Annotated in this window: 21 protein-coding genes; 13 read left to right on the top strand and 8 right to left on the bottom strand. The window is 51.0% G+C overall.

The window, feature by feature from the left end; all coding sequences use genetic code 11:
• The first annotated feature begins 6 nt into the window (after positions 1–6).
• From hflD to WBL83_RS02775, 5 genes are all read left to right on the top strand, one after another.
• Positions 7–636 carry a high frequency lysogenization protein HflD gene (gene hflD / locus WBL83_RS02755; protein ID WP_424587692.1) on the top strand — a complete coding sequence of 210 codons (630 nt, stop codon included), beginning with the start codon at positions 7–9 and terminating at the stop codon, positions 634–636.
• Between the two features lie 20 nt (positions 637–656).
• A complete protein-coding gene (gene purB / locus WBL83_RS02760) occupies positions 657–2,027 on the top strand; it encodes an adenylosuccinate lyase (RefSeq protein ID WP_424587693.1) in 1,371 nt (456 codons plus the stop codon).
• Positions 2,028–2,150: 123 nt separating this feature from the next.
• Entirely contained in the window at positions 2,151–2,822 is a 672-nt protein-coding gene (gene phoP / locus WBL83_RS02765; RefSeq protein WP_424587694.1) for a two-component system response regulator PhoP, read from the top strand.
• Positions 2,822–4,285, top strand: coding sequence for a two-component system sensor histidine kinase PhoQ (gene phoQ / locus WBL83_RS02770; RefSeq protein ID WP_424588023.1), 1,464 nt, complete (start codon positions 2,822–2,824; stop codon positions 4,283–4,285). The genes phoP and phoQ overlap by 1 nt, the downstream gene beginning before the upstream one ends.
• A gap of 71 nt (positions 4,286–4,356) precedes the next feature.
• Positions 4,357–5,478 carry a JmjC domain-containing protein gene (locus WBL83_RS02775; RefSeq protein WP_424587695.1) on the top strand — a complete coding sequence of 374 codons (1,122 nt, stop codon included), beginning with the start codon at positions 4,357–4,359 and terminating at the stop codon, positions 5,476–5,478.
• A 47-nt stretch (positions 5,479–5,525) separates the two neighbouring features.
• Here the strand turns inward: WBL83_RS02775 and WBL83_RS02780 are convergent, their stop codons facing one another.
• Together WBL83_RS02780 and pepT are read right to left on the bottom strand one after the other, a co-directional pair.
• Positions 5,526–6,233 (bottom strand): YopT-type cysteine protease domain-containing protein, encoded by a 708-nt coding sequence (locus WBL83_RS02780; protein WP_424587696.1) that lies wholly within the window; start codon positions 6,231–6,233, stop codon positions 5,526–5,528.
• Positions 6,234–6,335: 102 nt separating this feature from the next.
• Positions 6,336–7,565 (bottom strand): peptidase T, encoded by a 1,230-nt coding sequence (pepT, locus tag WBL83_RS02785; protein ID WP_424587697.1) that lies wholly within the window; start codon positions 7,563–7,565, stop codon positions 6,336–6,338.
• Between the two features lie 284 nt (positions 7,566–7,849).
• Here pepT and potA point away from each other — a divergent pair, with 284 nt between their 5' ends.
• From potA to potD, 4 genes are read left to right on the top strand one after another with little or no spacing between them, the layout of a single operon-like run.
• Positions 7,850–8,989 carry a spermidine/putrescine ABC transporter ATP-binding protein PotA gene (gene potA / locus WBL83_RS02790; RefSeq protein ID WP_424588024.1) on the top strand — a complete coding sequence of 380 codons (1,140 nt, stop codon included), beginning with the start codon at positions 7,850–7,852 and terminating at the stop codon, positions 8,987–8,989.
• Complete coding sequence (gene potB, locus WBL83_RS02795; RefSeq protein ID WP_424587698.1) at positions 8,973–9,830, top strand: spermidine/putrescine ABC transporter permease PotB; 858 nt, start codon at positions 8,973–8,975, stop codon at positions 9,828–9,830. Before potA ends, potB begins: the two co-directional genes overlap by 17 nt.
• The gene (gene potC / locus WBL83_RS02800) at positions 9,827–10,606 is read left to right on the top strand and encodes a spermidine/putrescine ABC transporter permease PotC (protein ID WP_424587699.1); all 780 of its coding nucleotides are present in this window, start codon (positions 9,827–9,829) and stop codon (positions 10,604–10,606) included. The genes potB and potC overlap by 4 nt, the downstream gene beginning before the upstream one ends.
• Before the next feature lies 1 nt (position 10,607).
• Positions 10,608–11,654, top strand: coding sequence for a spermidine/putrescine ABC transporter substrate-binding protein PotD (gene potD / locus WBL83_RS02805; protein ID WP_424587700.1), 1,047 nt, complete (start codon positions 10,608–10,610; stop codon positions 11,652–11,654).
• A 367-nt stretch (positions 11,655–12,021) separates the two neighbouring features.
• On the opposite strand, the gene cobB is transcribed toward potD, so the two are convergent.
• From cobB to lolC, 5 genes are read right to left on the bottom strand one after another with little or no spacing between them, the layout of a single operon-like run.
• A complete protein-coding gene (gene cobB / locus WBL83_RS02810; RefSeq protein WP_424587701.1) occupies positions 12,022–12,843 on the bottom strand; it encodes a Sir2 family NAD+-dependent deacetylase in 822 nt (273 codons plus the stop codon).
• A gap of 3 nt (positions 12,844–12,846) precedes the next feature.
• The gene (gene nagK, locus WBL83_RS02815) at positions 12,847–13,758 is read right to left on the bottom strand and encodes an N-acetylglucosamine kinase (RefSeq protein WP_424587702.1); all 912 of its coding nucleotides are present in this window, start codon (positions 13,756–13,758) and stop codon (positions 12,847–12,849) included.
• A gap of 43 nt (positions 13,759–13,801) precedes the next feature.
• Positions 13,802–15,046, bottom strand: a complete 1,245-nt coding sequence (gene lolE / locus WBL83_RS02820; RefSeq protein WP_424587703.1) for a lipoprotein-releasing ABC transporter permease subunit LolE — start codon at positions 15,044–15,046, stop codon at positions 13,802–13,804.
• On the bottom strand, positions 15,046–15,750 hold the full coding sequence (gene lolD, locus WBL83_RS02825; RefSeq protein ID WP_424587704.1) for a lipoprotein-releasing ABC transporter ATP-binding protein LolD: 705 nt from the start codon (positions 15,748–15,750) through the stop codon (positions 15,046–15,048). Before lolD ends, lolE begins: the two co-directional genes overlap by 1 nt.
• Positions 15,743–16,942 (bottom strand): lipoprotein-releasing ABC transporter permease subunit LolC, encoded by a 1,200-nt coding sequence (lolC, locus tag WBL83_RS02830; protein WP_424587705.1) that lies wholly within the window; start codon positions 16,940–16,942, stop codon positions 15,743–15,745. Before lolC ends, lolD begins: the two co-directional genes overlap by 8 nt.
• Before the next feature lie 299 nt (positions 16,943–17,241).
• On the opposite strand from lolC, the gene WBL83_RS02835 reads away from it, so the two are divergent.
• The 3 genes from WBL83_RS02835 (at position 17,242) to ldtC (ending at position 23,061) form a co-directional block, all read left to right on the top strand.
• Positions 17,242–18,315 carry an acyltransferase family protein gene (locus tag WBL83_RS02835; RefSeq protein ID WP_424587706.1) on the top strand — a complete coding sequence of 358 codons (1,074 nt, stop codon included), beginning with the start codon at positions 17,242–17,244 and terminating at the stop codon, positions 18,313–18,315.
• A gap of 152 nt (positions 18,316–18,467) precedes the next feature.
• A complete protein-coding gene (gene mfd / locus WBL83_RS02840) occupies positions 18,468–21,914 on the top strand; it encodes a transcription-repair coupling factor (RefSeq protein WP_424587707.1) in 3,447 nt (1,148 codons plus the stop codon).
• Positions 21,915–22,140: 226 nt separating this feature from the next.
• The gene (gene ldtC, locus WBL83_RS02845; RefSeq protein WP_424588025.1) at positions 22,141–23,061 is read left to right on the top strand and encodes a L,D-transpeptidase LdtC; all 921 of its coding nucleotides are present in this window, start codon (positions 22,141–22,143) and stop codon (positions 23,059–23,061) included.
• Positions 23,062–23,257: 196 nt separating this feature from the next.
• On the opposite strand, the gene bhsA is transcribed toward ldtC, so the two are convergent.
• Complete coding sequence (bhsA, locus tag WBL83_RS02850) at positions 23,258–23,515, bottom strand: multiple stress resistance protein BhsA (protein ID WP_424587708.1); 258 nt, start codon at positions 23,513–23,515, stop codon at positions 23,258–23,260.
• Positions 23,516–23,763: 248 nt separating this feature from the next.
• Here bhsA and WBL83_RS02855 point away from each other — a divergent pair, with 248 nt between their 5' ends.
• Positions 23,764–24,396: a TetR/AcrR family transcriptional regulator gene (locus tag WBL83_RS02855; protein WP_424587709.1), complete on the top strand. Its 633-nt coding sequence runs from the start codon at positions 23,764–23,766 to the stop codon at positions 24,394–24,396.
• Positions 24,397–24,442: the final 46 nt, after the last annotated feature.

The following is a 24,442-nucleotide window of genomic DNA, read 5'->3' on the forward strand; positions in this document are numbered from 1 at the left end:
ACCTTCGTGGCCAAAAATTACTATGACATCACTATCGCACTGGCAGGGATCTGTCAGTCTGCCCGTCTGGTTCAGCAATTGGCACACCAGGGGCATTGCGATAACGATGCGCTGCATGTTTCGTTGAACAGCGTCATCGACCAAAACCCAGGCTCTACGCTGGATGTTTTTGGTGGCAACGAAGCAAACCTGAAACTTGGCCTCGAAACCTTGCTGGGTGTATTGAACGCCAGCAATCGCCAGGGCATGAATGCTGAGCTGACGCGCTACACATTGAGCCTGATGGTGCTGGAACGTAAACTTCACGGCAGCAAAGGTGCGATGGATAAGCTCGGCTCAAGCATCTCTGGCTTACAACGTCAGCTGGAACATTTTGATCTCGAGTCCGATACCCTTTTGAGCGCCATGGCTGGGATCTATGTTGATGTCATCAGCCCGCTTGGCCCGCGGATTCAGGTCACCGGTTCCCCTGCTGTGCTGCAGAGCCCGCAGGTGCAAAGTAAAGTCCGCGCCTCGTTGCTGGCCGGTATTCGCGCCGCAGTGCTCTGGCACCAGGTTGGCGGTGGACGCTTGCAGTTAATGTTTTCTCGTAGTCGCCTGTGTGCTCAGGCCAAACAAATTCTTGCTCAATGTTAACCTCTCTGGAGTTGTAACTTATGGAATTATCCTCACTGACCGCCGTTTCTCCAATCGATGGACGTTACGGTGACAAAGTCAGCGCTCTGCGCGCTATTTTCAGCGAATTTGGTCTGCTGAAATTCCGCGTACAAGTCGAAGTACGTTGGCTTCAAAAACTGGCCACGCACACAGCGATCAAGGAAGTTCCTGCTTTTGACGCAGACGCAATCGGTTACCTTGATAAAATTGTTGCTGAATTCAGTGAAGAAGATGCAGCTCGCATTAAAACCATTGAACGCACCACCAATCACGACGTAAAAGCCGTTGAGTATTTCCTGAAAGAAAAAGTGGCGGCCATCCCTGCGCTGCACGCGGTGTCTGAATTCATTCACTTCGCCTGTACTTCAGAAGACATCAACAATCTGTCTCACGCGTTGATGCTGCAAACTGCGCGTAAAGACGTGGTGCTGCCGTACTGGCGTCAGGTTATCGATGCGGTGAAAGACCTGTCGGTTCAGTATCGTGATATTCCTCTGCTTTCCCGTACCCACGGCCAGCCTGCGACCCCATCAACCATGGGTAAAGAGATGGCAAACGTGGCATACCGTATGGAACGCCAGTTCCGTCAGTTAGAGAAAGTGGACATTCTTGGCAAAATCAACGGCGCAGTGGGCAACTACAACGCCCATATGGTGGCGTATCCGGAAGTTGACTGGCACCAGTTCAGCGAGGAGTTCGTGACGTCACTGGGCATCCAGTGGAACCCGTACACCACGCAGATCGAACCGCACGATTACATCGCAGAAATGTTTGATTGCATCGCACGCTTCAACACTATTCTTATCGACTTCGATCGTGACGTCTGGGGTTACATCGCGCTGAACCACTTCAAGCAGAAAACCATTGCTGGCGAAATCGGTTCTTCCACCATGCCGCACAAAGTTAACCCAATCGACTTCGAAAACTCCGAAGGCAACCTGGGCCTGTCTAACGCGATGCTGCAACACCTGGCGAGCAAACTGCCTGTTTCCCGCTGGCAGCGCGACCTGACTGACTCCACCGTGCTGCGTAACCTCGGTGTGGGCATTGGCTACGCGCTGATTGCGTACCAGTCCACTCTGAAAGGTGTGAGCAAACTGGAAGTGAACCGTGACCGCCTGCTGGCTGAACTGGATCTCAACTGGGAAGTGCTGGCTGAGCCAATTCAGACTGTGATGCGCCGTTACGGTATTGAAAAGCCGTACGAAAAACTGAAAGAACTGACTCGCGGTAAGCGCGTCGATGCCGAAGGCATGAAACAGTTTATCGACAGCCTCGAGTTGCCAGAAGAAGAGAAAGTCCGCCTGAAACAGATGACCCCGGCAAACTATATTGGCCGCGCCATCACGATGGTTGATGAGTTAAAATAATGCTCCCAACGCCACCCTTAGCGGTGGCGTTTTTACATTCCCCTCTGTTTACCCACGGTTTATGCCCTCTGTTCGATAATTAGCGTTAAACTATCAAGGCCATTTATACACTGAGGAAATACGATGCGTGTTCTGGTTGTAGAAGATAATGCTCTGTTACGCCACCACCTCAAGGTTCAGTTGCGTGAGTCTGGACATCAGGTTGATGCTGCTGAAGATGCCAAAGAAGCAGACTATTTCCTGAGTGAACATACCCCCGATATCGCCATCGTCGATTTAGGTTTGCCTGACGAAGACGGATTAAGTCTGATTCGCCGCTGGCGCAACCACGATGTCACTATCCCGATTCTGGTCCTTACCGCGCGTGAAGGCTGGCAGGATAAAGTCGAAGTGCTGGGCGCGGGTGCCGATGATTACGTTACCAAACCTTTCCATCTGGAAGAAGTGGTTGCCCGTATGCAAGTGCTGATGCGCCGTAACAGCGGCCTGGCTTCGCAGGTCATCTCGCTCCCTCCTTTCCAGGTGGATTTGTCGCGTCGTGAACTGCTGATCAACGAAAATCTGATCAAGCTGACCGCTTTCGAATACACCATTATGGAAACGCTGATCCGCAATAATGGCAAAGTAGTGAGCAAAGATTCTTTGATGCTCCAGCTTTATCCGGATGCTGAACTGCGCGAGAGCCACACCATCGACGTTCTGATGGGGCGCTTACGTAAAAAGATTCTGGCTGAATATCCGCATGATGCGATCACCACCGTACGTGGTCAGGGCTATCGATTCGATCTGCGTTAATCATGAAATTCATCAAGCATTTTATTCCGTTATCACTACGGGTCCGCTTTTTACTCGCTACCGCCGCCGTCGTCATGGTGCTGTCACTGGCCTATGGTGTGGTGGCGCTGGTGGGTTACAGCATCAGTTTCGATAAAACCTCTTTCCGTTTACTGCGCGGTGAGAGCAACCTGTTTTATACCCTCGCGACTTATGAAAATGGCCGCATTGACGTTGTCCTGCCAAAAAACCTGAATCTGAAAACCCCGACCATGGCGCTCATCTACGATGATCATGGCAAGCTGCTGTGGACACAGCGTGATGTGCCGCACGTGGTACAACAGATTAAAAAAGAGTGGCTTAGCAACAACGGCTTTCACGAACTGGAAGCGAATTTTGATACCAGCCATGCTTTGCTGGCTAACGACGAAAAGCTCCAGACTCAGCTAAAAGAATTTTACGATGGCGATTACAGTGATGATGTCAGTCACTCGGTGGCCGTCAATAAGTACCCAGCGGCAGGAAAAATGCCCGCTTTAACCATCGTGGTGGTCGACACTATACCTGTCGAATTAAAACGCTCGTATACGGTCTGGGCCATGTTTACCTGTGTGTTCCTTGCCAATTTGTTGCTCGTCATCCCGTTACTCTGGTTCGCCGCACGCTGGAGTTTGCGCCCTATCGAAGATCTGGCGAAAGAAGTACGCGAGCTTGAAAAGCACGATCGTGACAGCCTGAATCCAGAAACAACACGCGAGCTGACCAGCCTTGTGCGCAATCTTAATCGCCTGCTGCGTACCGAGCGCGACCGCTATGACAAATACCGCACCACATTGACAGATTTAACCCATAGTCTGAAAACGCCGCTGGCGGTGTTGCAAACCACCCTGCGTTCATTGCGTACAAATAAGCAGAATATCGAAGAAGCCGAGCCGGTGATGCTTGAGCAAATTAGCCGTATTTCTCAGCAAATTGGCTACTATTTGCATCGCGCCAGTATGCGTGGCGACAACCCGTTACTCAGCCGTGAACTGCATCCCGTGGCTCCCCTTCTCGACAGCCTGTGTTCGGCGCTCAATAAGGTTTACCAGCGCAAAGGCGTGAATATCACGCTGGATATCTCGCCGGAAATCACGTTTGTCGGCGAGAAAAACGATTTCATGGAAGTGATGGGCAACGTGCTGGATAACGCCTGTAAGTATTGCCTCGAATTTGTTGAGATCTCCGGCCGCCAGCTCGACGACACGCTGCATTTATTCGTTGATGACGATGGCCCAGGCATCCCTGAAAGCAAACGCAACCTTGTATTTGACCGTGGGCAACGTGCGGATACCCTGCGTCCAGGCCAGGGCGTGGGTTTATCCGTCGCCCGTGAAATCGTCGAACAGTACGATGGAAAGATCCTGGCAAGCAGCAGCGAACTGGGTGGCGCACGTATGGAAGTCATTTTTGGGCGTCAGCGTCCAGACCGCGAAGAAGATTGAAAATACTCCCGTAACAAGCGGCACCATCCGTTATAATCCTCGGCAGGCTCCTTCACCTGCCGGATAATAATATGGACTATCAACTCGACCTAAACTGGCCCGATTTTATTGAGAACTACTGGCAAAAGCGCCCGGTAGTCTTAAAACGCGGCTTCAAAAACTTCATCGACCCTATTTCTCCAGACGAACTGGCAGGCCTTGCCATGGAAAACGAGGTGGACAGCCGCCTGGTCAGCCATAACAACGGCAACTGGCAGGTTAGCCACGGCCCATTCCAGAGCTACGATCATCTGGGTGAAAATAACTGGTCATTACTGGTCCAGGCGGTTAACCACTGGCACGAGCAAAGTGCCCGCTTGATGCGCCCATTCCGCGCGTTGCCTGACTGGCGCATTGACGACCTGATGATTTCGTTTTCTGTTCCTGGCGGCGGCGTTGGCCCTCATTTCGACCAGTATGATGTGTTTATTATTCAGGGCGTTGGCCGCCGTCGTTGGCGTGTAGGGGAAAAAGTGGCCCTGAAACAACACTGCCCACATCCTGATTTGCTGCAAGTAGAACCGTTCGACGCCATCATCGACGAAGAGATGGAGCCTGGTGATATTCTCTATATCCCGCCCGGTTTCCCGCACGAAGGTTACTCGCTGGAAAACTCGATGAATTATTCCGTCGGTTTCCGCGCGCCAAGTGGCCGTGAGTTAATCAGCGGGTTTGCTGATTACGTACTGCAACGCGAACTGGGCAGCCAGCGTTATACCGACCCTGACGTGCCTGCGCGCCAGCATCCTGCGGACGTTCTGCCACAGGAAATGGACACCTTGCGTAATATGATGCTGGAACTTATCAATCAGCCAGAGCATTTCAAAACCTGGTTTGGTGAGTTTGTTTCCCAGTCACGCCATGAACTGGATGTCGCGCCACCAGAGCCGCCATATCAACCTGACGAGATTTACGACGCCCTGAAACAGGGTGATGCGATTACTCGTTTGGGCGGGTTGCGCGTGCTGCGTATCGCCGATGAGATTTACGTCAACGGCGAGAAAATCGACAGCCCGCACCGTCCGGCCCTTGAAGCACTGGCAAGCAATATCACCCTGAAAGCTGAAATGTTTGGCGATGCGCTGGAAGATCCGTCGTTCCTGGCGATGCTGGCCGCACTGGTCAACAGCGGATACTGGTATTTCGAGGATTAATCATTACTACGCCCTTCTCCCATAAAGTGAAGGGCATTATTTCTGGATTAGCGAAAACAACTCCAGCCGCGTTTGACCATAGTTTTATTTAACTTAATGACACACCAGCTACTATCCAGGAATGGATAATGGGTTGATAAATAACGCGTAAAGAATTGCTGAAACTCTTCCTTTCTTTGAAAAGTAAATTCACCTTCATTAGAATCAAAGAATTTTATCATTTCTCGTTCATTGGTGATGGAGCAAGACAAAGCATGCGCCTTACCATTCCCATTAAGAAGAATGACTGCATAAACAGGAATCGGCCCATTATCTGTTAACTCGCGATATAATGCCAAAGTGGAATATATATCTTTTTCCCCAGCGGGGAAGCTAGTTTTTGCACCAGATAATGTAAAGTTACGCTTGCCCCCCCATTTTTTCACCTGGTTAATAATCAAATCATTCTTTATTTTTGTATTATGTCTCCCGGCATCGGTGGTACCGTCAAGAATGATTTTATTGTGAACATCAAAATGAAGCTGTTCATAATCCCGACTGAGTTTTTTAATTAATTGATGGCTATGGTGTTTTTGCCATCTTGAAACTCTATTCTGTACTTTCCTTTTTTCAAAATAATCCACATCCATTTTATATTCACTCGTCGCATAGAGCCATGCCAGCGCTAACGAGAAGCAACAACCATCATCGGCTTTATCTAGCCTGGAATGATTAGCCAGATAAGCAGTCTGGCTAAATGAAAAACTTTTACTCATGTTGAACATCGCATCCTGTTGATATTACCCGTGTTCTGATAATTGTCTTTAAAAAACAAAAGGCACGATATATCCAGTATATCTACGACGTCAATTTAATAACTAATTAATACCCGCCGCTGTCAGCTGCGCAATTCTTACAATTACCGCCACCGCTTTTTCCATCCCTTCGAGCGTTACAAACTCGTGTTTGCCGTGGTAGTTATAGCCGCCAGTGAACAGGTTAGGGCAAGGTAAACCTTTGAACGACAACTGTGCGCCATCGGTGCCGCCGCGAATCGGCTTCATGATGGGTTCGATGCCGCAATCACGCATCGCCTGTTGAGCCACTTCCACAATGTATGGATGCCCGGCGACTTTCTCACGCATGTTGTAATAGCTGTCATCGATAATCAGCTCGATATAGCAATCCGGATGCAGGCCTTTGCCCACTTTTTTGGCGATATCCATCATTTTGCGTTTGCGTGCTTCAAACTGCTCGCGATCAAAATCACGGATGATGTAGTGCATTTCTGCGCGGTCGACCGAGCCTTTCATGCTATTGAGGTGATAAAAACCTTCGTAGCCAGCGGTACATTCAGGGCTTTCGTCGGCTGGAACTTCGGCGTGAATACGGGCAGCAAGCGACAACGCATTTACCATCACCCCTTTGGCAGAACCCGGGTGCACGTTGTTACCCACGATTTTGATGGTGACTGAGGCGGCGTTAAAGTTCTCGCACTCCAGTTCGCCGACACCACCACCATCGACGGTGTACGCCCAACGCGCATCGAACGCTTCAACATCAAAGAACTTCGCCCCTTTACCCACTTCTTCGTCAGGCGTGAAAGCAACGCGAATATCCCCGTGCGGAATGTTCTTCTCTTTGAGTACCGCCAGTGCCGTCATGATTTCAGCAACACCGGCTTTGTCATCCGCGCCAAGCAGCGTTTTGCCATCGGTGGTAATCAGCGTTTGCCCAAGCAACTGATGCAGCACCGGGAACATCACCGGCGAGAGCACTTCATCACCAATGCCCAGTGCGATATCGCCACCACGATAATTTTCAACGATTTGCGGACTGACGTTTTTGCCTGTGAAATCAGGCGCGGTATCCACATGGGAGATAAAACCAATCGGCGGGACTTTTTTATCAACGGTAGACGGCAGCGTTCCCATTACTGTGCCATGTTCGCCCAGCGTAACATTCACCAATCCCATCTCTTCCATTTGCTCTTTCAACAAACGCAACAACTTCCACTGCCCTTCCGTGCTGGGAACTTGTTTTACTCCCGGTTTGGACTGGGTATCCAGAGAGACATAATGTAAGAAACGTTCAAGTAATTTATCCATGTCGCTACCCTCAATTTTTGTGACTTCATTATCAGTAAGTCACAAATGCAAATATTGCGTCAGGTCACTTTTAGCCTGCCTGAGATGAAAATAGTCACGAATGTAATGCAATGCGAGCGGATTTCGTGTTTGCTGCTTTAATCATATTCAAATTCAAACCGATGAAAGGCATCAAGGATTGGCGATTTCAATGCTTTGCCGTAGAATGCGTGCCCTTACTTAACGTGCAGAAACCGCAAGGTGGTTAATCACAAACCCCGCATCAGCTCGCAATTTGATGCGTCATTTATGGGACAGCGAAAAAATTGAATACTGAGCTTCGTTCGCTCTCACCGCTGGTAGAACTGGCCGGTGTAGGTAAGCGCTTTGATGGCAAAACCGTTATTTCTGATTTATCTCTCACCATCAAAAATGGTGAATTTCTGACACTCCTTGGCCCTTCCGGCTGCGGCAAAACCACAGTGCTGCGCATCATTGCCGGACTGGAAAGCGCGGATTCTGGCACTATCTCACTTGAGGGCCAGGATATTACGCAGGTTCCAGCCGAACAACGCACCGTGAATACCGTCTTCCAGAGCTATGCTCTGTTTCCTCATATGACCGTTTTTGAAAACGTCGCCTTCGGTTTAAGAATGCAGAAAACGCCTGCGGCTGAGATTGCTCCGCGCGTGAGCGAAGCGTTAAAAATGGTGCAGCTAGAGGAATTTGCCCAACGTAAACCCCATCAGCTTTCTGGCGGCCAGCAACAACGTGTTGCGATTGCGCGTGCTGTGGTGAATAAACCCCGTCTGTTGCTGCTTGATGAGTCGCTTTCCGCGCTCGACTACAAATTACGCAAGCAGATGCAGAACGAATTAAAAGCCCTCCAGCGCAAGCTCGGCATTACCTTTGTCTTTGTCACGCACGACCAGGAAGAAGCGTTAACCATGTCTGACAGGATTGTGGTGATGCGCGATGGCCGCATTGAGCAAGACGGCACGCCGCGTGAGATTTACGAGGAGCCGAAAAACCTGTTTGTGGCGAGCTTTATCGGTGAAATCAATATCTTTGATGCAACCGTTATCGAACGTGTTGATGAGCAGCGTGTGCGGGCCTTCGTCGAAGGCCGTGAATGTCATATTTACGCGACCATGCCGGTTACCGCAGGTCAGCATTTGAAAGTGCTTTTGCGCCCCGAAGATCTGCGTGTCGAAGAAATCAACGATACTCATGAAGCAGAAGGCTTAATCGGTTATGTGCGGGAACGTAACTATAAAGGCATGACGCTGGAATCTAACGTTGAGCTGGAAAATGGCAAAATGGTGATGGTCAGTGAGTTCTTCAACGAAGACGACCCCGATTTTGACCACACGCTCGATCAGAAGATGTCGATCAACTGGGTTGAAAGTTGGGAGGTCGTACTGGCAGATGAAGAGCTCACGTAAGTTCCAGAACCTGGTGATCGCCACCATCGTCGTTTGGCTGGTGCTGTTCGTATTCCTGCCAAACCTGATGATCATCGGGACCAGTTTCCTGACCCGTGATGATGCTAATTTCGTCAGCATGGTGTTCACGCTGGATAACTACACCCGGCTTGCCGACCCGCTGTACGCACAGGTATTGCTGCACTCGCTGAATATGGCGGTGATTGCCACCGTTGCCTGCCTGGTACTGGGCTATCCGTTTGCCTGGTTCCTCGCCCGCTTACCTGAACGTGTTCGCCCGCTATTGCTGTTTTTGCTGATTGTTCCGTTCTGGACCAACTCCTTAATTCGTATCTATGGACTGAAGATTTTCCTCAGCACCAAAGGGTATATGAATGAGTTTTTGCTGTGGCTGGGGGTGATTGATACGCCGATCCGTCTGATGTACACCCCAAGTGCGGTGATCATCGGCCTGGTGTATATCCTGCTGCCATTTATGGTGATGCCGCTGTACTCGAGCATTGAGAAGCTCGATAAACCGCTGCTGGAAGCGGCACGCGACCTGGGAGCCAACAAATTTCAGACATTCATCCGTATTATCATTCCGCTCACCATGCCGGGAATTATTGCCGGTTGCCTGTTAGTGATGCTGCCTGCGATGGGACTGTTCTATGTTTCCGATCTGATGGGTGGAGCGAAAAACCTGTTGATTGGTAACATCATTAAGAGCCAGTTCCTGAATATACGCGACTGGCCGTTTGGCGCTGCCACCAGCATTACGCTCACGTTAGTGATGGGTCTGATGCTGCTGATTTACTGGCGTGCCGCCAGTTTGTTGAACAAGAAGGTGGAATTAGAATGATGGGTCGCCTGCTCCGTGGCGGTTTTATGACCGCCATTTACGCGTATCTGTACATTCCGATTATCATTTTGATCGTAAATTCGTTTAACAGTTCGCGTTTCGGTATTAACTGGCAAGGCTTTACCGGCAAATGGTATAGCCTGCTGCTGAACAACGACAGCCTGCTGCAAGCGGCACAACATTCGTTGACCATGGCGGTGGTTTCCGCCACGGCGGCGACGCTGATTGGCTCGCTGACGGCGGTGGCGTTGTATCGTTATCGTTTCCGTGGCAAACCCTTTGTCAGCGGCATGTTATTTGTGGTGATGATGTCGCCTGACATCGTGATGGCGATTTCACTGCTGGTGCTGTTTATGCTGCTGGGGGTGTCGCTTGGCTTCTGGTCGCTGCTGTTCTCACACATCACTTTCTGCCTGCCCTTTGTGGTGGTCACGGTCTATTCCCGGCTGAAAGGGTTTGATGTGCGGATGTTAGAAGCAGCAAAAGATTTGGGTGCCAGCGAGCTGACCATTTTGCGCAAGATCCTCCTGCCGCTTGCCATGCCTGCGGTTGCCGCGGGCTGGTTGCTGAGTTTTACCTTGTCGATGGATGATGTAGTGGTTTCATCGTTCGTGACGGGGCCAGGTTATGAAATTCTTCCGTTGAAGATTTACTCAATGGTGAAGGTGGGTGTTTCGCCAGAGGTGAACGCACTTGCCACCATTCTGTTAGTACTCTCGCTGGTCCTGGTGATTGCCAGTCAGCTTATTCTTCGTGATAAAACCAGGGGACATTAAAATGACTAAATGGCCACGCCACCTGCTCGCTGCGGGCGCTCTGGCGCTAGGTATGGGCGCTGCACATGCCGATGACAGCAAGACTCTCTATTTCTATAACTGGACTGAGTACGTGCCGCCAGGTCTGCTTGAGCAGTTCACTAAAGAAACGGGCATCAAAGTGATTTATTCGACCTATGAGTCGAATGAAACCATGTACGCCAAGCTGAAAACTTACAAAGAAGGTGCTTATGATTTGGTCGTACCTTCGACCTACTTTGTGGCGAAAATGCGCAAAGAAGGGATGATCCAGAAGATTGATAAAAGCAAGCTGACCAACTTTAAAAATCTCGATCCTGAAGTACTCAACAAGCCGTTCGATCCGAATAACGATTACTCCATTCCGTACATCTGGGGTGCGACGGCCATTGGCGTCAATAGTGATTCTATCGATCCGAAAACCGTCACCAGTTGGGCGGATTTGTGGAAACCCGAGTACAAGCAAAGCCTGCTGCTGACCGATGACGCTCGCGAAGTGTTCCAGATGGCATTGCTGAAGCTAGGATATTCCGGCAATACCACCGATCCAAAAGAGATTGAAGCGGCATACCACGAGCTGCAAAAGCTGATGCCAAACGTCGCCGCCTTTAACTCGGATAACCCAGCCAACCCGTATATGGAAGGCGAAGTGAATCTCGGTATGGTGTGGAATGGTTCAGCCTACGTGGCGCGTCAGGCGGGCACACCACTGGCAATCGTCTGGCCGAAAGAAGGCGGGATTTTCTGGATGGATAACCTGTCGATTCCTGCGAACGCCAAAAACGTAGACGGCGCATTGAAGTTGATTAACTTCCTGCTGCGCCCGGATGTGGCAAAACAGGTCGCGGAAACCATCGGCTACCCAACGCCAAACCTCGAAGCACGTAAGCTGCTGCCAAAAGAAGTGTCGGGCGATAAAACGCTTTACCCGGATGAAGCAGTGCTGAAAAACGGCGAGTGGCAGAACGATGTCGGCGATGCCAGCGCTATCTATGAGAATTACTACCAGAAATTGAAAGCTGGACGTTAACCTTCACTAAGCGGAACACCATGTTCCGCTTTTTTTCACCCTTTAGCCTTATAGCACGCCCCTCCTCACCTTTTATGCTTGAAGTAGCGTCTGACTGCTGTTGGTCACGCCGCCCTCCCCGTGCATTGCAGACAGAGTGATTATCGTGATGGTGACTCGATTGCCATGGTATATCAGCGCGCTGGCATTGATCTATTGCGCGTATACATCGCTATTTTTGATTGTGGTTGCGCTACGAGAAGAGAAGTTATTGGTTGAGGCCAGAGCTTAAACAGTGAAATTTTTTGCGGTGGATGGCGCTGACGCTTATCCACCCTACGAATCAATTAAATATTGGGCGGGTAAACATCGCGTCACCCGCCAGTTTTTAAAGCCCTTTCAGCAGCCGCTCGACATACTCCGGCACCACTTCACTGGCTAAGCCGTAAAACTTCTCTTCAAACTCGCTACCAACCTGGCTCGGTTCAAGATTCAGTTCAACGGTATGTGCGCCTTGCAAGCGGGCTTCGTGGACAAACCCTGCGGCGGGGTAAACATGGCCAGAGGTGCCGATAGCGATAAAGTAATCGGCTGTTGCCAGCGCCTGATAAATTTCATCCATACCCAGCGGCATTTCGCCAAACCACACCACATGCGGGCGTAACTGTGCAGAAAGTTGGCAGCAGTGGCAGCGGTCATCAGAAGTGATATCCCCTTTCCACTCAATCACCTGGCCACTTTGCGCACAGCGTACTTTCAGCAATTCGCCATGCATATGGATAATGTTTTTATTACCGGCACGCTCATGCAAATTATCAATATTTTGCGTCACTAACAGGAAGTGATCGCCCAGCTCTTCTTCGAGCCTTGCCAGCGCCAGATGCGCCGCATTGGGCTGAATTTCTGCCTGCTGAAGTTGCTGACGGCGAGCATTATAAAACGCCTGCACCAGCTCTGGATCACGGGCGAACCCTTCCGGCGTCGCCACATCTTCAACGCGATGCTCTTCCCACAAACCATCGGTCGCGCGGAAAGTACGAATACCTGACTCGGCGGAAATACCCGCCCCCGTCAGGACGACAACTCTGGGTTTTTCCATCGCTTCGGGTCCAGGACTATCGCGGAAAAATGCACGCTGACGCAAACGCTGCCGCAGCAAACGTTTATCTTTTCTGAACCGGCTTAACCGATGTTGACGACGGGATAGCATAATTTACTCCGTGAGATGGAGGAACGCTGCGCCACGCATGCCACCGGCATCGCCGTGACGGGCAGGTTCAATGCGCGGCACTTTTGCCACCGGCAAAAGATACTTCGGTAAACGTTCAGGCAGTTGCTGGTACATCTCAGTAAAGTTAGATAACCCACCGCCAATCACCACCAGATGCGCATCAATTGCCGTCAACAGACTGCCGAGGCAGCAAGCCAGCAGCTCGACGAAACGTTCAACGTGCGCCACAGCTTTGTCATCCCCTGCGCGATAGCGGGCAACAATCTCTTTGGCATCCAGAGGTTCAGAGTAGAAGTGTTGGTAAACCCACGCAAATCCACGACCGGAAAGATAGTTTTCGATGCAGCCATTTTGACCACAACCGCAACGTGTGAGTGGAATGTCATGCCCCAATACGTCGAGCGCATCCACCGGCAGACGCGTATGACCGAACTCGCCAGTGATGTAATTGCGACCGGTAATAGATTTACCGTTGACGATAATTCCGCCGCCCACGCCGGTGCCGAGAATCAGCCCCATCACTACCGGGTAGTCGCGGAATTCATCATCCCAGGCTTCAGACAGCGCAAAGCAGTTCGCGTCGTTATCCATACGTACTTCACGTCCGAGCATGGCGCTCAGATCGGCCTGAACCGGTTTACCGCTGGCAGCAGGCACGTTGGCGGCGTAAAGCGTGCCATCGTCGGTGACAGGCATACCTGGAATACCAATGCCTACCGAGCCCTTAACACCAAAACGGCTATCTGCTTCCCGTACCAGAGAAGCGATAGCCGCTAAGAAGTTTTCGTAACTGTCATGCGGAGTGGGAAGACGCTTTTCCCACTGTAACCGCCGTTCAGTATCATAAACCCCAAGAGCCATTTTCGTGCCGCCAATGTCAAATCCGTAGTACATCGCTTTGCTGCTCCCCAATACCGTCATATTTTCAATTGATTATTTATTGCCCGCTTAATACTCGCGCGGGATCAATATTACTGGCTCGACGAGCCGGATACCAACTGGCAAGTAAACTCAGTAACAACGCTGTGATCAGGACATAAAATACGTCCAACCAATGAAGTTCTGATGGCAGGAAATCGATAAAGTAAATATCGCCAGACAGGAACTGGTGACCGATGAGTTTTTCAATTACGCGGATAATATTGGTCAATTGCCAGGAGGCCAGCACACCAATAATTACGCCGCTCACGCTGCCCAGTAAACCCGCCAACAGACCGTACCAGATGAAAATTGCACGAATCAGGCCATCTTTCGCCCCAAGCGTACGCAGCACGGCGATATCGCTGCTCTTATCTTTCACCGCCATCACCAGCGTCGAAACGATGTTAAAACAGGCGACGCCAATCACCAGCACCATCGCCAGATACATAATGGCGCGGATCATCTGGATATCGCGATACATGTAACCGTAGGTGCCAATCCAGCTTTTGATATACACGTAAGCGTTGGTGACTTCGCCTGCATCACGCACCAGCTGATTTGCGTTAAACACATCATTCACTTTGATTGCGATGCCTGTGACACTGTCTGCCATGTCCAGATAGCCTTGCGCATCTGCCATCGGCACCATCGCGAAGCTATGATCGAGCTGCCCGCTAAGTGCCAGAATACCTTCAACTTGCAGGCGTACACGCTTCGGTTGCAGCAGTTTGTGATCGGCATTGCTGTTAGGGATCATGATGGAGATCCAGTCGCCCTGCTTCACTTTCAGGGCATCAGCCACCCCTTTTCCGATAATGATCTGCTGCTGACCAGCCTTAAAGTTTTGCCAGGCATTGTTTTGCACATACTGCGGTAACGCGCTGAGGCGTACTTCCTGAGCAGGGTCTACGCCTTTGACCTGAATTGCGCGCAGATTTGGCCCACTTTCCACAAGGCCGGTGAAGTTGATGTACGGCGCAGCCGCAGCAATCCCCTTCACTTTCTCAACACGTTGCAACACACCACTCCAGTCATGGAATGGCTGATTAACCGGTTCGATTTCACCGTGGGGCACCACCGCTAAAATGCGGTTGTTCAGCTCACGTTCGAAACCGTTCATCGCACTCAGACCCACAATCAGCACCGCCACACCCAGTGCGATACCTAATGTGGAGATGATTGAAATCAGTGACACCATGCCGCTGCGACGACGCCCGCGGCTAAAACGCAAACCAATAAGCAGTGACAGTGGCGAAGCCATTACTGGGCTCCCATCAGAGTCAGCTCATTCGTCAGGCGACCATCACGCATTTCTAACTGGCGAGTCATGCGACGCGCTAATTGCAGATCGTGAGTCACCACAAGGAACGCTGTCCCCTGGCGCACGTTGAGTTCACCGAGGAGTTCGAAAATGCTGTCGGCATTACGCGCATCGAGGTTACCAGTCGGTTCATCGGCGAGCACCAGACGCGGATTATTCACCAGTGCACGGGCAATCGCCACACGCTGGCGTTCGCCACCGGACAGCTCAGAAGGACGGTGATTGCTGCGGTGATCCAGCCCGACCGCTTTCAGCATTTCCAGCGCGCGTTGCTTCGTTTCATCAGTATTGTTTTTACCGATTAACAGCGGCATGGCGACGTTTTCCATCGCGGTGAAGTCAGGCAGTAAGTGGTGAAACTGGTAAATAAAGCCCAGCTCACGATTACGCAGTTCTGCTTTGGCAGAAGACGACATTGAACTCATCGGCTTACCGTTGAAAATCACATCGCCAGAAGTTGGCGTATCAAGCCCACCTAACAGGTGCAACAAGGTACTTTTGCCGGAACCGGAACTGCCGACAATCGCCATTAACTCGCCGGTATCAATGCTGAAGCTGACATCATGCAAAACGTCCGTTTGCACTTTGCCTTCCTGATAGCGTTTGCACAGCTTGTCACACTGCAACAGGATTGAATTACTCATAACGTAAAGCCTCAGCGGGATGTGTCGCGGCAGCACGCCACGATGGATAAAGCGTGGATAACAGCGCAACCGCCATAGCAACGATCGCAATCACAATAACTTGCAGCGGATCAATGGCAACCGGCAGCGTGGCACCATCCAGCATCGCGCCAATAATCGGCATCAAATTGTTTAACTGGCTGGCAAGTAGCGCGCCAAGTAATGCCCCCAGCAAAGCACCAATTACCCCGGCACTCGCCCCTTGCACCATAAACACCGCCATGATTTGCCGACGGGTGAGACCCTGAGTCTGGAGAATGGCGACTTCGCCTTGTTTTTCCATTACCAACAGGCCAAGAGAAGTAATGATGTTAAACGCGGCAACCGCCACAATCAGGCTCAACAACAGCCCCATCATATTTTTTTCCATGCGTACGGCCTGGAAAAGCTCACCTTTACGCTCGCGCCAGTCTTTCCACTCCGTGCCCTGCGGCAAAGTCTGTTGGCTCAATACATCGACTTTCAGCGGTTCAGCCAGCCACAAACGCCAGCCGGTAATATTCCCCGCCGGATAGCGCATCAGACGCGATGCATCTTGCTGGTTGACCAACATTTGATAACCGTCGACTTCGCTGTTGGCGGCAAACGTGCCAATCACCGTGAACAGACGCTGGCTAGGCAGACGCCCCATCGGCGTAAACTGGCTGGCGGACGGCACCATCACACGGATGCTATCGCCGCGTTTAATCCCCAGTTGCCCGGCAAGTTGCTCACCCAGAATAATGTTGTACTTCCCGGCGACCAGGTCAGTCTGCTTAACATTGACGAGAAACGGCGACAGCGGATCTTTTTCTTCCGGCTGCACGCCGAGCATCACACCCACCGCCACGCTACGCGCACTTTGCAGCACGACATCCCCGGTGGTGATGGGAGCAACGCGCGTCACGCCCTGCAATTTCAGATCTTTTGCTGGAAGAGTTTCAGGATTAATGGAGCCGGCAGGCGAGCTGATAATCGCTTGTGGCATCAGCCCAAGAATGTTGTTTTGCAGCTCTCGTTCGAATCCGTTCATCACGGAAAGCACCGTCACGAGCGCCATTACGCCAAGCGTAATGCCGATAGTCGACAGCCAGGAAACGAAGCGACCGAAGCGGTCAGCTGCTCGCCCACGCATGTAGCGCAGGCCTATAAATAACGCGACAGGTTGATACATGTATTCCGTCTTGTTGCAGTTGCGAATGCAAAGTTGGCGAGAAGTATATAAGTGATACCGTATCAAGTAAATGAAACATAACGTTTTTTTGATATTTCAGAACATGTGAAATCCAATTAAATCAAGCTCATAACATCTTGTTTTCGAAGTCAAAGCTCTCGCGACTCGGTGACTTTCTGACCCTGCGGAATTTCTGAAAGGTGCCCAATTCTTACAAAAACAGACAAATCAGGTAAAAAAACCGCCGCCAATCTTCCACCCTGAAGGCAATACAGACCAACAGAAGATATTGCCCACGCATGAAAAACAAACAACTATGGATAAACCACATCAAGGGATTGTGCATCTGCCTTGTCGTTATCTACCATTCGGTGATTACTTTTTACCCACACCTGGTGCAATCCCAAACAGGATTGCCTGAGTACGTTGCCAAAAGCTGGATCTACCTGAATCTGTATCTGGCCCCTTTCCGTATGCCAGTGTTCTTCTTTATTTCCGGATTTTTGATCACCCGCTACATCGAACAGGTGAAATGGCGGGACTGCATTGATAAACGGATATGGAATATCTTCTATGTTTTGCTGTTGTGGGGCGTGTTGCAGTGGCTGGGTATTTCGTTAATCAATGAATGGCTGGCGCCAGACCTGGTACGTAATCCGACATCTAATGCGGCTTATTCAGAAAACCTGCTGCAATTTGCCACCAGCATGGCAAAAGCCAGCACCAGCCTCTGGTACCTGTACGCACTGGTACTCTATTTCCTGATGTTTAAAAGCCTGCGCCGCTTCAAGGTGCCGGTCATTGTGATGCTATTGGCGATAAACGTGGTGATTAGCTTTATGCCGTTGCCGTGGTGGGGCATGAACAGTGTGGTGCGTAATATGTGTTATTACGGCCTCGGCGCGTGGTTTGGCCCGCAACTGATGAATGCGATGAAAGCGTTCTCCCCTCGCCAGCGTCCGTTGCTGTGCATTGCCGCCGCCCTGCTTTCTGTCGCGCTGTATCTGGTGAATGTTCCGTTATTGATTTCAGTGCTGTCGATTTTCGTGATTATGAAACTGTTTTATCTGCTGGATGGCTGGCGTGAAAGCCGCTCCGATGCGTTCCTGAATATCGTCGGCTCCAACACTATTGCGATTTACACCACTCACCGCATCGTGATTGAAGCACTGAGCTTATTTACGCTTGGACAGGTCACCGCCGGGCATCTTTCCGATAACCTGGTGCTCGCCATTTTGCTGGTTTATCCGTTTGTTAGCCTCGCGATATGCACTTTACTGGGTTTAGGTTTCAGGAAATTATCGCGTGTGTTGTGCGGGGATATGTTCTTCTCGCCGCCGAAAAAAATGGTGACGGCAACACAAGCGGGTTAAGTCGTATCCGTGGGAGGTGTCAAATCTCTGGCTGCTTTGCGATTGGGTTGCTAATACAAAACGATCGCGGATAATAATAAGCAACTTCTTGACGCGTCGGGGGTTATATACCCGAAAAATTCGATGCAACCTGAGAGATTCTGACACCTTCTATGCCTGAAAAATATCGCTATTCCTTACCCGTAAAAGCTGGCGATCAGCGTCAGCTTGGAGAACTCACCGGTTCTGCTTGTGCCACCGAAGTGGCCGAAATCATAGAGCGCCATAATGGTCCGGTGGTGTTGATAGCACCAGATATGCAGAATGCACTGCGTCTGCATGACGAGATTATGCAGTTTACGGAAAGCCTGGTGGTGAATCTTGCCGACTGGGAAACCCTGCCATACGACAGTTTCTCGCCGCATCAGGAAATTATCTCTTCGCGTTTATCCACGCTTTATCAGTTGCCCACCATGCAGCGCGGCGTGTTAATCCTGCCGGTGAATACTTTGATGCAGCGCGTTTGCCCGCATAATTTCTTGCACGGTCATGCGCTGGTGATGCAAAAAGGCCAGCAATTATCACGCGATAATTTACGCAGCCAGTTAGAGCAGGCGGGTTATCGCAGCGTTGATCAGGTGATGGAACACGGTGAGTTTGCGACCCGTGGCGCGTTGCTGGATTTATATCCGATGGGCAGTGATCAGCCCTACCGTATTGATTTCTTCGATGACGAAATTGACAGCCTGCGCGTGTTTGATGTGGATACGCAGCGCACGCTTGAAGAAGTGGACGCCATCAACCTGCTGCCCGCGCACGAATTTCCGACCGATAAAACCGCCATTGAGTTATTCCGCAGCCAGTGGCGCGACAAGTTTGATGTGAAGCGCGAGCCGGAACATATCTACCAGCAGGTCAGTAAAGGCACGCTCCCTGCCGGGATTGAATACTGGCAGCCGCTGTTCTTCAGCGAACCACTCCCCCCGCTATTTAGCTATTTCCCGAAAAACACGTTGCTTATCAATACCGGCGACATCGAAACCAGTGCTGAGCGTTTCTGGCAGGATACATTTGCCCGTTTCGAAAATCGCGGCGTTGACCCGATGCGTCCGCTGTTGCCGCCGGAAAGTCTGTGGCTGCGTGTCGACGAACTGTTCAGCGAGTTAAAAGCCTGGCCGCGTATTCAGCTCAAAACTGAATCTCTGGCTGACAAAGCCGCGTTCACCAATCTGGGTTATCGCCCGTTGCCAGACCTTTCCGTTCAGGCGCAGCAGAAAGCGCCTCTCGATAACCTGCGTAAATTCCTTGAGTCGTTCGCCGGGCCAGTCGTGTTTTCCGTCGAAAGTGAAGGCCGTCGTGAAGCGCTGGGCGAGCTGCTATCTCGCATAAAAGTGGCACCAAAACGTATCTATCGTCTTGATGAGGCGGCAGATAATGGCCGCTATTTAATGCAGGGTTCCAGCGAGCATGGGTTCATCGATACCCTGCGCAATCGTGCATTGATTTGTGAAAGTGATCTGCTGGGCGAGCGCGTCAGTCGTCGCCGTCAGGATAGCCGTCGCACCATTAACCCCGATACCCTGATTCGCAACCTTGCCGAGCTGCATACCGGGCAACCGGTGGTGCATCTGGAACATGGGGTTGGCCGTTATGCCGGTTTAACCACCCTTGAAGCGGGCGGCATCACTGGCGAATACCTGATGCTGACCTATCACGGTGACGCCAAACTCTACGTGCCGGTTTCATCGCTGCATCTGATAAGCCGCTACGCGGGGGGAGCCGAAGAAAATGCGCCGCTGCATAAACTCGGCAGCGATGCCTGGTCACGCGCACGCCAGAAAGCCGCCGAGAAAGTGCGCGATGTGGCTGCGGAATTGCTGGATATTTATGCGCAGCGTGCCGCAAAACAAGGCTTTGCCTTTAAGCATGACCGCGAACAGTATCAACTGTTCTGCGACGCGTTCCCGTTTGAAACCACGCCAGATCAGGCTCAGGCGATTAATGCCGTGTTGAGCGACATGTGCCAACCGCTGGCAATGGACCGACTGGTGTGTGGTGATGTGGGCTTTGGTAAAACCGAAGTGGCGATGCGCGCTGCCTTCCTCGCCGTGGAAAACCATAAGCAAGTGGCCGTGCTGGTGCCGACCACCCTGCTCGCCCAACAACATCTGGATAACTTCCGAGACCGTTTTGCCAACTGGCCGGTGCGCATCGAAATGCTGTCGCGTTTTCGTACCGCCAAAGAGCAAGCGCAAATCCTGCAAGATGCCAGCGAAGGGAAAGTCGATATCCTTATCGGCACCCATAAGCTGCTGCAAAATGATGTGAAGATGAAAGACCTGGGGCTGCTGATTGTCGATGAAGAGCATCGCTTTGGTGTGCGCCATAAAGAGCGGATTAAAGCGATGCGCGCTGACGTCGATATCCTCACGCTGACCGCCACACCGATTCCGCGTACGCTGAATATGGCGATGAGCGGGATGCGAGATTTGTCGATTATCGCCACTCCCCCGGCGCGTCGCCTGGCGGTGAAAACCTTCGTGCGTCAGTACGATGAACTTGTGGTCCGCGAAGCGATTCTGCGTGAAGTGCTGCGTGGCGGGCAGGTTTACTATCTTTATAACGATGTGGAAAATATCCAGAAAGCGGCAGACCGCCTCGCGGCGTTAGTGCCCGAAGCGCGCATCACCATTGGTCACGGCCAGATGCGTGAACGTGAGCTGGAACGCGTGATGAACGACTTCCACCACCAGCGTTTCAACGTTCTGGTTTGTACCACGATTATCGAAACCGGTATCGATATTCCGACCGCGAATACCATTATCATCGAACGCGCGGATCATTTCGGCCTTGCGCAGTTGCACCAGTTGCGTGGCCGTGTCGGGCGTTCGCATCACCAGGCGTATGCATGGTTGCTGACGCCGCATCCAAAAGCGATGACCACCGACGCGCAAAAACGCCTCGAGGCTATCGCGTCTCTCGAAGATTTGGGTGCCGGTTTTGCCCTCGCCACGCATGACCTGGAAATTCGTGGTGCCGGTGAATTGCTCGGCGAAGGCCAAAGCGGTTCCATGGAAAGTATCGGTTTCTCGCTATACATGGAAATGCTGGAAAACGCGGTCGATGCCCTTAAAGATGGCCGTGAGCCGTCACTTGAAGATTTGACCAGCAGCCAGACCGAAGTCGAACTGCGTATGCCTGCCCTGCTGCCGGATGATTTCATCCCGGACGTCAACACGCGCCTGTCGTTCTACAAGCGCATCGCCAGTGCAAAAACCGGCCATGAACTCGACGAACTTAAAGTGGAGTTGATCGACCGCTTTGGTTTGTTACCGGATCCGGCTCGCAACTTGCTGGATATTGCTGCGTTACGCCAGCAGGCGCAGAAGTTGGGTGTGCGTAAAATCGAAGGTAACGAGAAAGGTGGCGTGATTGAATTTGCCGAGAAGAACCATGTGAATCCGGTATGGCTGATTGGTTTACTGCAAAAACAGCCGCAACATTACCGTCTCGATGGGCCAACCCGACTGAAATTTATTGAAGATCTCGCCGATCGCAAAGCTCGCATGGAATGGGTGCGTAACTTCATGCATCAGCTGGCGCAGAACGCAGCGGCATAATCACGCGCAGAAACTGACTAAAGTGCCTTAGATATCTCTAAGGCACTCAATTTGAAACATTTACACATCCTTTCAATCCACCAGGATTTCCCTACACGCTCTCCCGTCATAATCATCGATTAACTTTTTTATAACATCCGCATACTTTAAAAGGTTTACCGTGACGACCTCTCAGAGCGTTTCAATATCCCGCAAAGCTCGCGTCATTCGCTGGCTGGCTTCGATTATGCTGGTTAGCGCAACAATGGCCTCGTTTCAAGCTGCCGCCAACTCTTACCCTTTGCCGCCCGAAGGAAGCCGTCTGATCGGCAAGAATTTTTTCCATGTGGTGGAGGATAATGGGGGGTCGCTTGAGGCGATTGCGAAAAAATACAATGTCGGTTTCCTGGCTTTACTGCAGGCAAATCCAGGTGTTGACCCTTATGTTCCTCGTGCAGGAAGCGTGCTGACCATCCCGCGTCAGATGTTGTTACCTGATGCGCCTCGCCAGGGGCTGGTACTTAACCTCGCCGAGTTGCGGGTGTATTACTATCCGGCAGGTAAAAACAGCGTCACCGTTTACCCGATTGGTATTGGCCAACTGGGTGGAGACACCGTGACGCCAACCATGGTGACGACCGTTTCAGATAAGCGAGCCAACCCAACCTGGACGCCAACTGCCAATATCCGCGCACGTTACCTGGCAAATGGCATCAAACTCCCAGGCGTGGTGCCAGCCGGGCCGGATAACCCAATGGGTCACCATGCGATTCGCCTCGCCGCCCATGGTGGTGTCTACCTGTTACACGGCACCAACGCTGACTTTGGTATTGGGATGCGCGTGAGTTCTGGTTGCATTCGCCTGCGCGATGACGATATTAAAGCTCTGTATAAAGAGATGCCGGTCGGCACGCCTGTGCGAATCATCAATACCGCGATCAAAACCTCGGTCGAACCCGATGGCACCCGTTTAGTGGAAGTGCATCAGCCGCTGTCGAAAGATATTAATGACGATCCCAAAGTGCTGCCGATCGTGCTGACCGAGCAGATGAAACAGTTCCAGTCCGCAACTGAAACGGATGCCGTGGTGATGGAACAAGCGATGCAACACCGTTCTGGTATGCCAGTAGAGGTGAACGCACAGAGCGTTCCAACCAACGAAATTTAGCTTTTTCCATTGGTGAATAGATACTAAACAGGTGTTGTAGGGTGGATAAGCGTTAGCGTCATCCACCATTTTCATCAGTTTTGTCAGATGACGCTGCGCTTATCAGACCTGGGAAGAGGTTTATGTTGAGCTTAAAGGCCCTGTTTTTAACAGGGCCTTTTTTTGGATTCTTAAGCAATGCTCAGAGGGTAGTTATTTACTTATAGATAACCGCAGTCCCGTGCAAAGTATTTGGGCCAGTCACTGAAGTAATACGGTAAGAACTTGCACCCATTTGGTCTGCTTTTTCAGCAAGTTGCGCTTCCAGAGAATCGAGGTTAGTCCCGGCTGTTGCAGTCACAGTACCGATTTTCTGTTGGCCTGCTGGAGTGGCTTGCACTTCTACAGCGGCGAAGCTTGCGAAAGAAACTGAGCTAAGAACAACGGCAGCGATCAGAGTTTTTACGTTTTTCATGTTATGTACCTTGAGCAGTTGATTTGTAAGGTCGTAAAGTTATTTACTTAACGATCGATAACTAAATCATAAACGTGATCTGCATCACACGTCAAATTAATTTTATAACGTTCATTAACTATTTTATAAAAGTACTATTTATCATTAAGATAGGATTAATTTATTTTTATCCTAAATGCCTGTAGCTACTGCGGGTTTTTATTTTTATAATGATCGTTCATTAAACAGACAAAGGTTCAACGGCGCACATGTCATCTGATACAAGTTGCATTAAAAAAAGCCGTGGCCGTCCGAAGGTGTTTGACAGGGAAGCAGCACTCGACAAGGCCATGGCTCTGTTCTGGCAACACGGTTATGAAGCCACCTCGATGGCGCATTTGGTCGAAGCTACGGGCGCAAAAGCCCCGACGCTGTATGCCGAATTCACCAATAAAGAAGGGCTATTCCGGGCGGTGCTGGATCGTTATATTGCGCGTTTTACGCAAATGCGTGAGGCGTGCTTGTTCTGCGAAGAACGGACGCTTGAAGAAGCGTTGGAAGATTATTTATCGTTGATTGCCAAACTCTTTACCGAGAAAGACACACCAACGGGATGTTTTATTATCTGTACTTCGTCAGTACTTGCGGCCTCTTCGGAAGATATTGCCGCCGTGATAAAAACACGCCAGTCGATGCAGGAAGAAACGTTGGTACGTTTTCTGACTAAACGTCAGGAGAAAGGTGAAATACCTGCCAGCAGCTGCGTTCGTAAGCTGGCTAAATACCTGTGCTGTATTATTCAGGGGATGTCGGTAAGTGCGCGTGAAAACGCCAGCTATGACGAGCTTTTGCAGATAGTGAACACCACCATGCGTCTGATGCCTGAACTGAAGAAAATCTAAATGCAGTGAGGCGGATTACTCAAATTCATCCGCCTTATCTTTTGCA

Source organism: Buttiauxella sp. (genome assembly GCF_049686335.1).
Lineage (GTDB): Bacteria > Pseudomonadota > Gammaproteobacteria > Enterobacterales > Enterobacteriaceae > Buttiauxella.

Coding starts and splice junctions, on each gene's coding strand:
- potD (WP_424587700.1), top strand. CDS start 10,608: ATGACTAAATGGCCACGCCACCTGCTCGCTGCGGGCGCTCTGGCGCTA.
- phoP (WP_424587694.1), top strand. CDS start 2,151: ATGCGTGTTCTGGTTGTAGAAGATAATGCTCTGTTACGCCACCACCTC.
- mfd (WP_424587707.1), top strand. CDS start 18,468: ATGCCTGAAAAATATCGCTATTCCTTACCCGTAAAAGCTGGCGATCAG.
- potB (WP_424587698.1), top strand. CDS start 8,973: ATGAAGAGCTCACGTAAGTTCCAGAACCTGGTGATCGCCACCATCGTC.
- WBL83_RS02775 (WP_424587695.1), top strand. CDS start 4,357: ATGGACTATCAACTCGACCTAAACTGGCCCGATTTTATTGAGAACTAC.
- nagK (WP_424587702.1), bottom strand. CDS start 13,758: ATGTACTACGGATTTGACATTGGCGGCACGAAAATGGCTCTTGGGGTT.
- cobB (WP_424587701.1), bottom strand. CDS start 12,843: ATGCTATCCCGTCGTCAACATCGGTTAAGCCGGTTCAGAAAAGATAAA.
- lolC (WP_424587705.1), bottom strand. CDS start 16,942: ATGTATCAACCTGTCGCGTTATTTATAGGCCTGCGCTACATGCGTGGG.
- pepT (WP_424587697.1), bottom strand. CDS start 7,565: ATGGATAAATTACTTGAACGTTTCTTACATTATGTCTCTCTGGATACC.
- potC (WP_424587699.1), top strand. CDS start 9,827: ATGATGGGTCGCCTGCTCCGTGGCGGTTTTATGACCGCCATTTACGCG.
- WBL83_RS02780 (WP_424587696.1), bottom strand. CDS start 6,233: ATGAGTAAAAGTTTTTCATTTAGCCAGACTGCTTATCTGGCTAATCAT.
- WBL83_RS02835 (WP_424587706.1), top strand. CDS start 17,242: ATGAAAAACAAACAACTATGGATAAACCACATCAAGGGATTGTGCATC.
- purB (WP_424587693.1), top strand. CDS start 657: ATGGAATTATCCTCACTGACCGCCGTTTCTCCAATCGATGGACGTTAC.
- lolE (WP_424587703.1), bottom strand. CDS start 15,046: ATGGCTTCGCCACTGTCACTGCTTATTGGTTTGCGTTTTAGCCGCGGG.
- ldtC (WP_424588025.1), top strand. CDS start 22,141: ATGCTGGTTAGCGCAACAATGGCCTCGTTTCAAGCTGCCGCCAACTCT.
- WBL83_RS02855 (WP_424587709.1), top strand. CDS start 23,764: ATGTCATCTGATACAAGTTGCATTAAAAAAAGCCGTGGCCGTCCGAAG.
- bhsA (WP_424587708.1), bottom strand. CDS start 23,515: ATGAAAAACGTAAAAACTCTGATCGCTGCCGTTGTTCTTAGCTCAGTT.
- lolD (WP_424587704.1), bottom strand. CDS start 15,750: ATGAGTAATTCAATCCTGTTGCAGTGTGACAAGCTGTGCAAACGCTAT.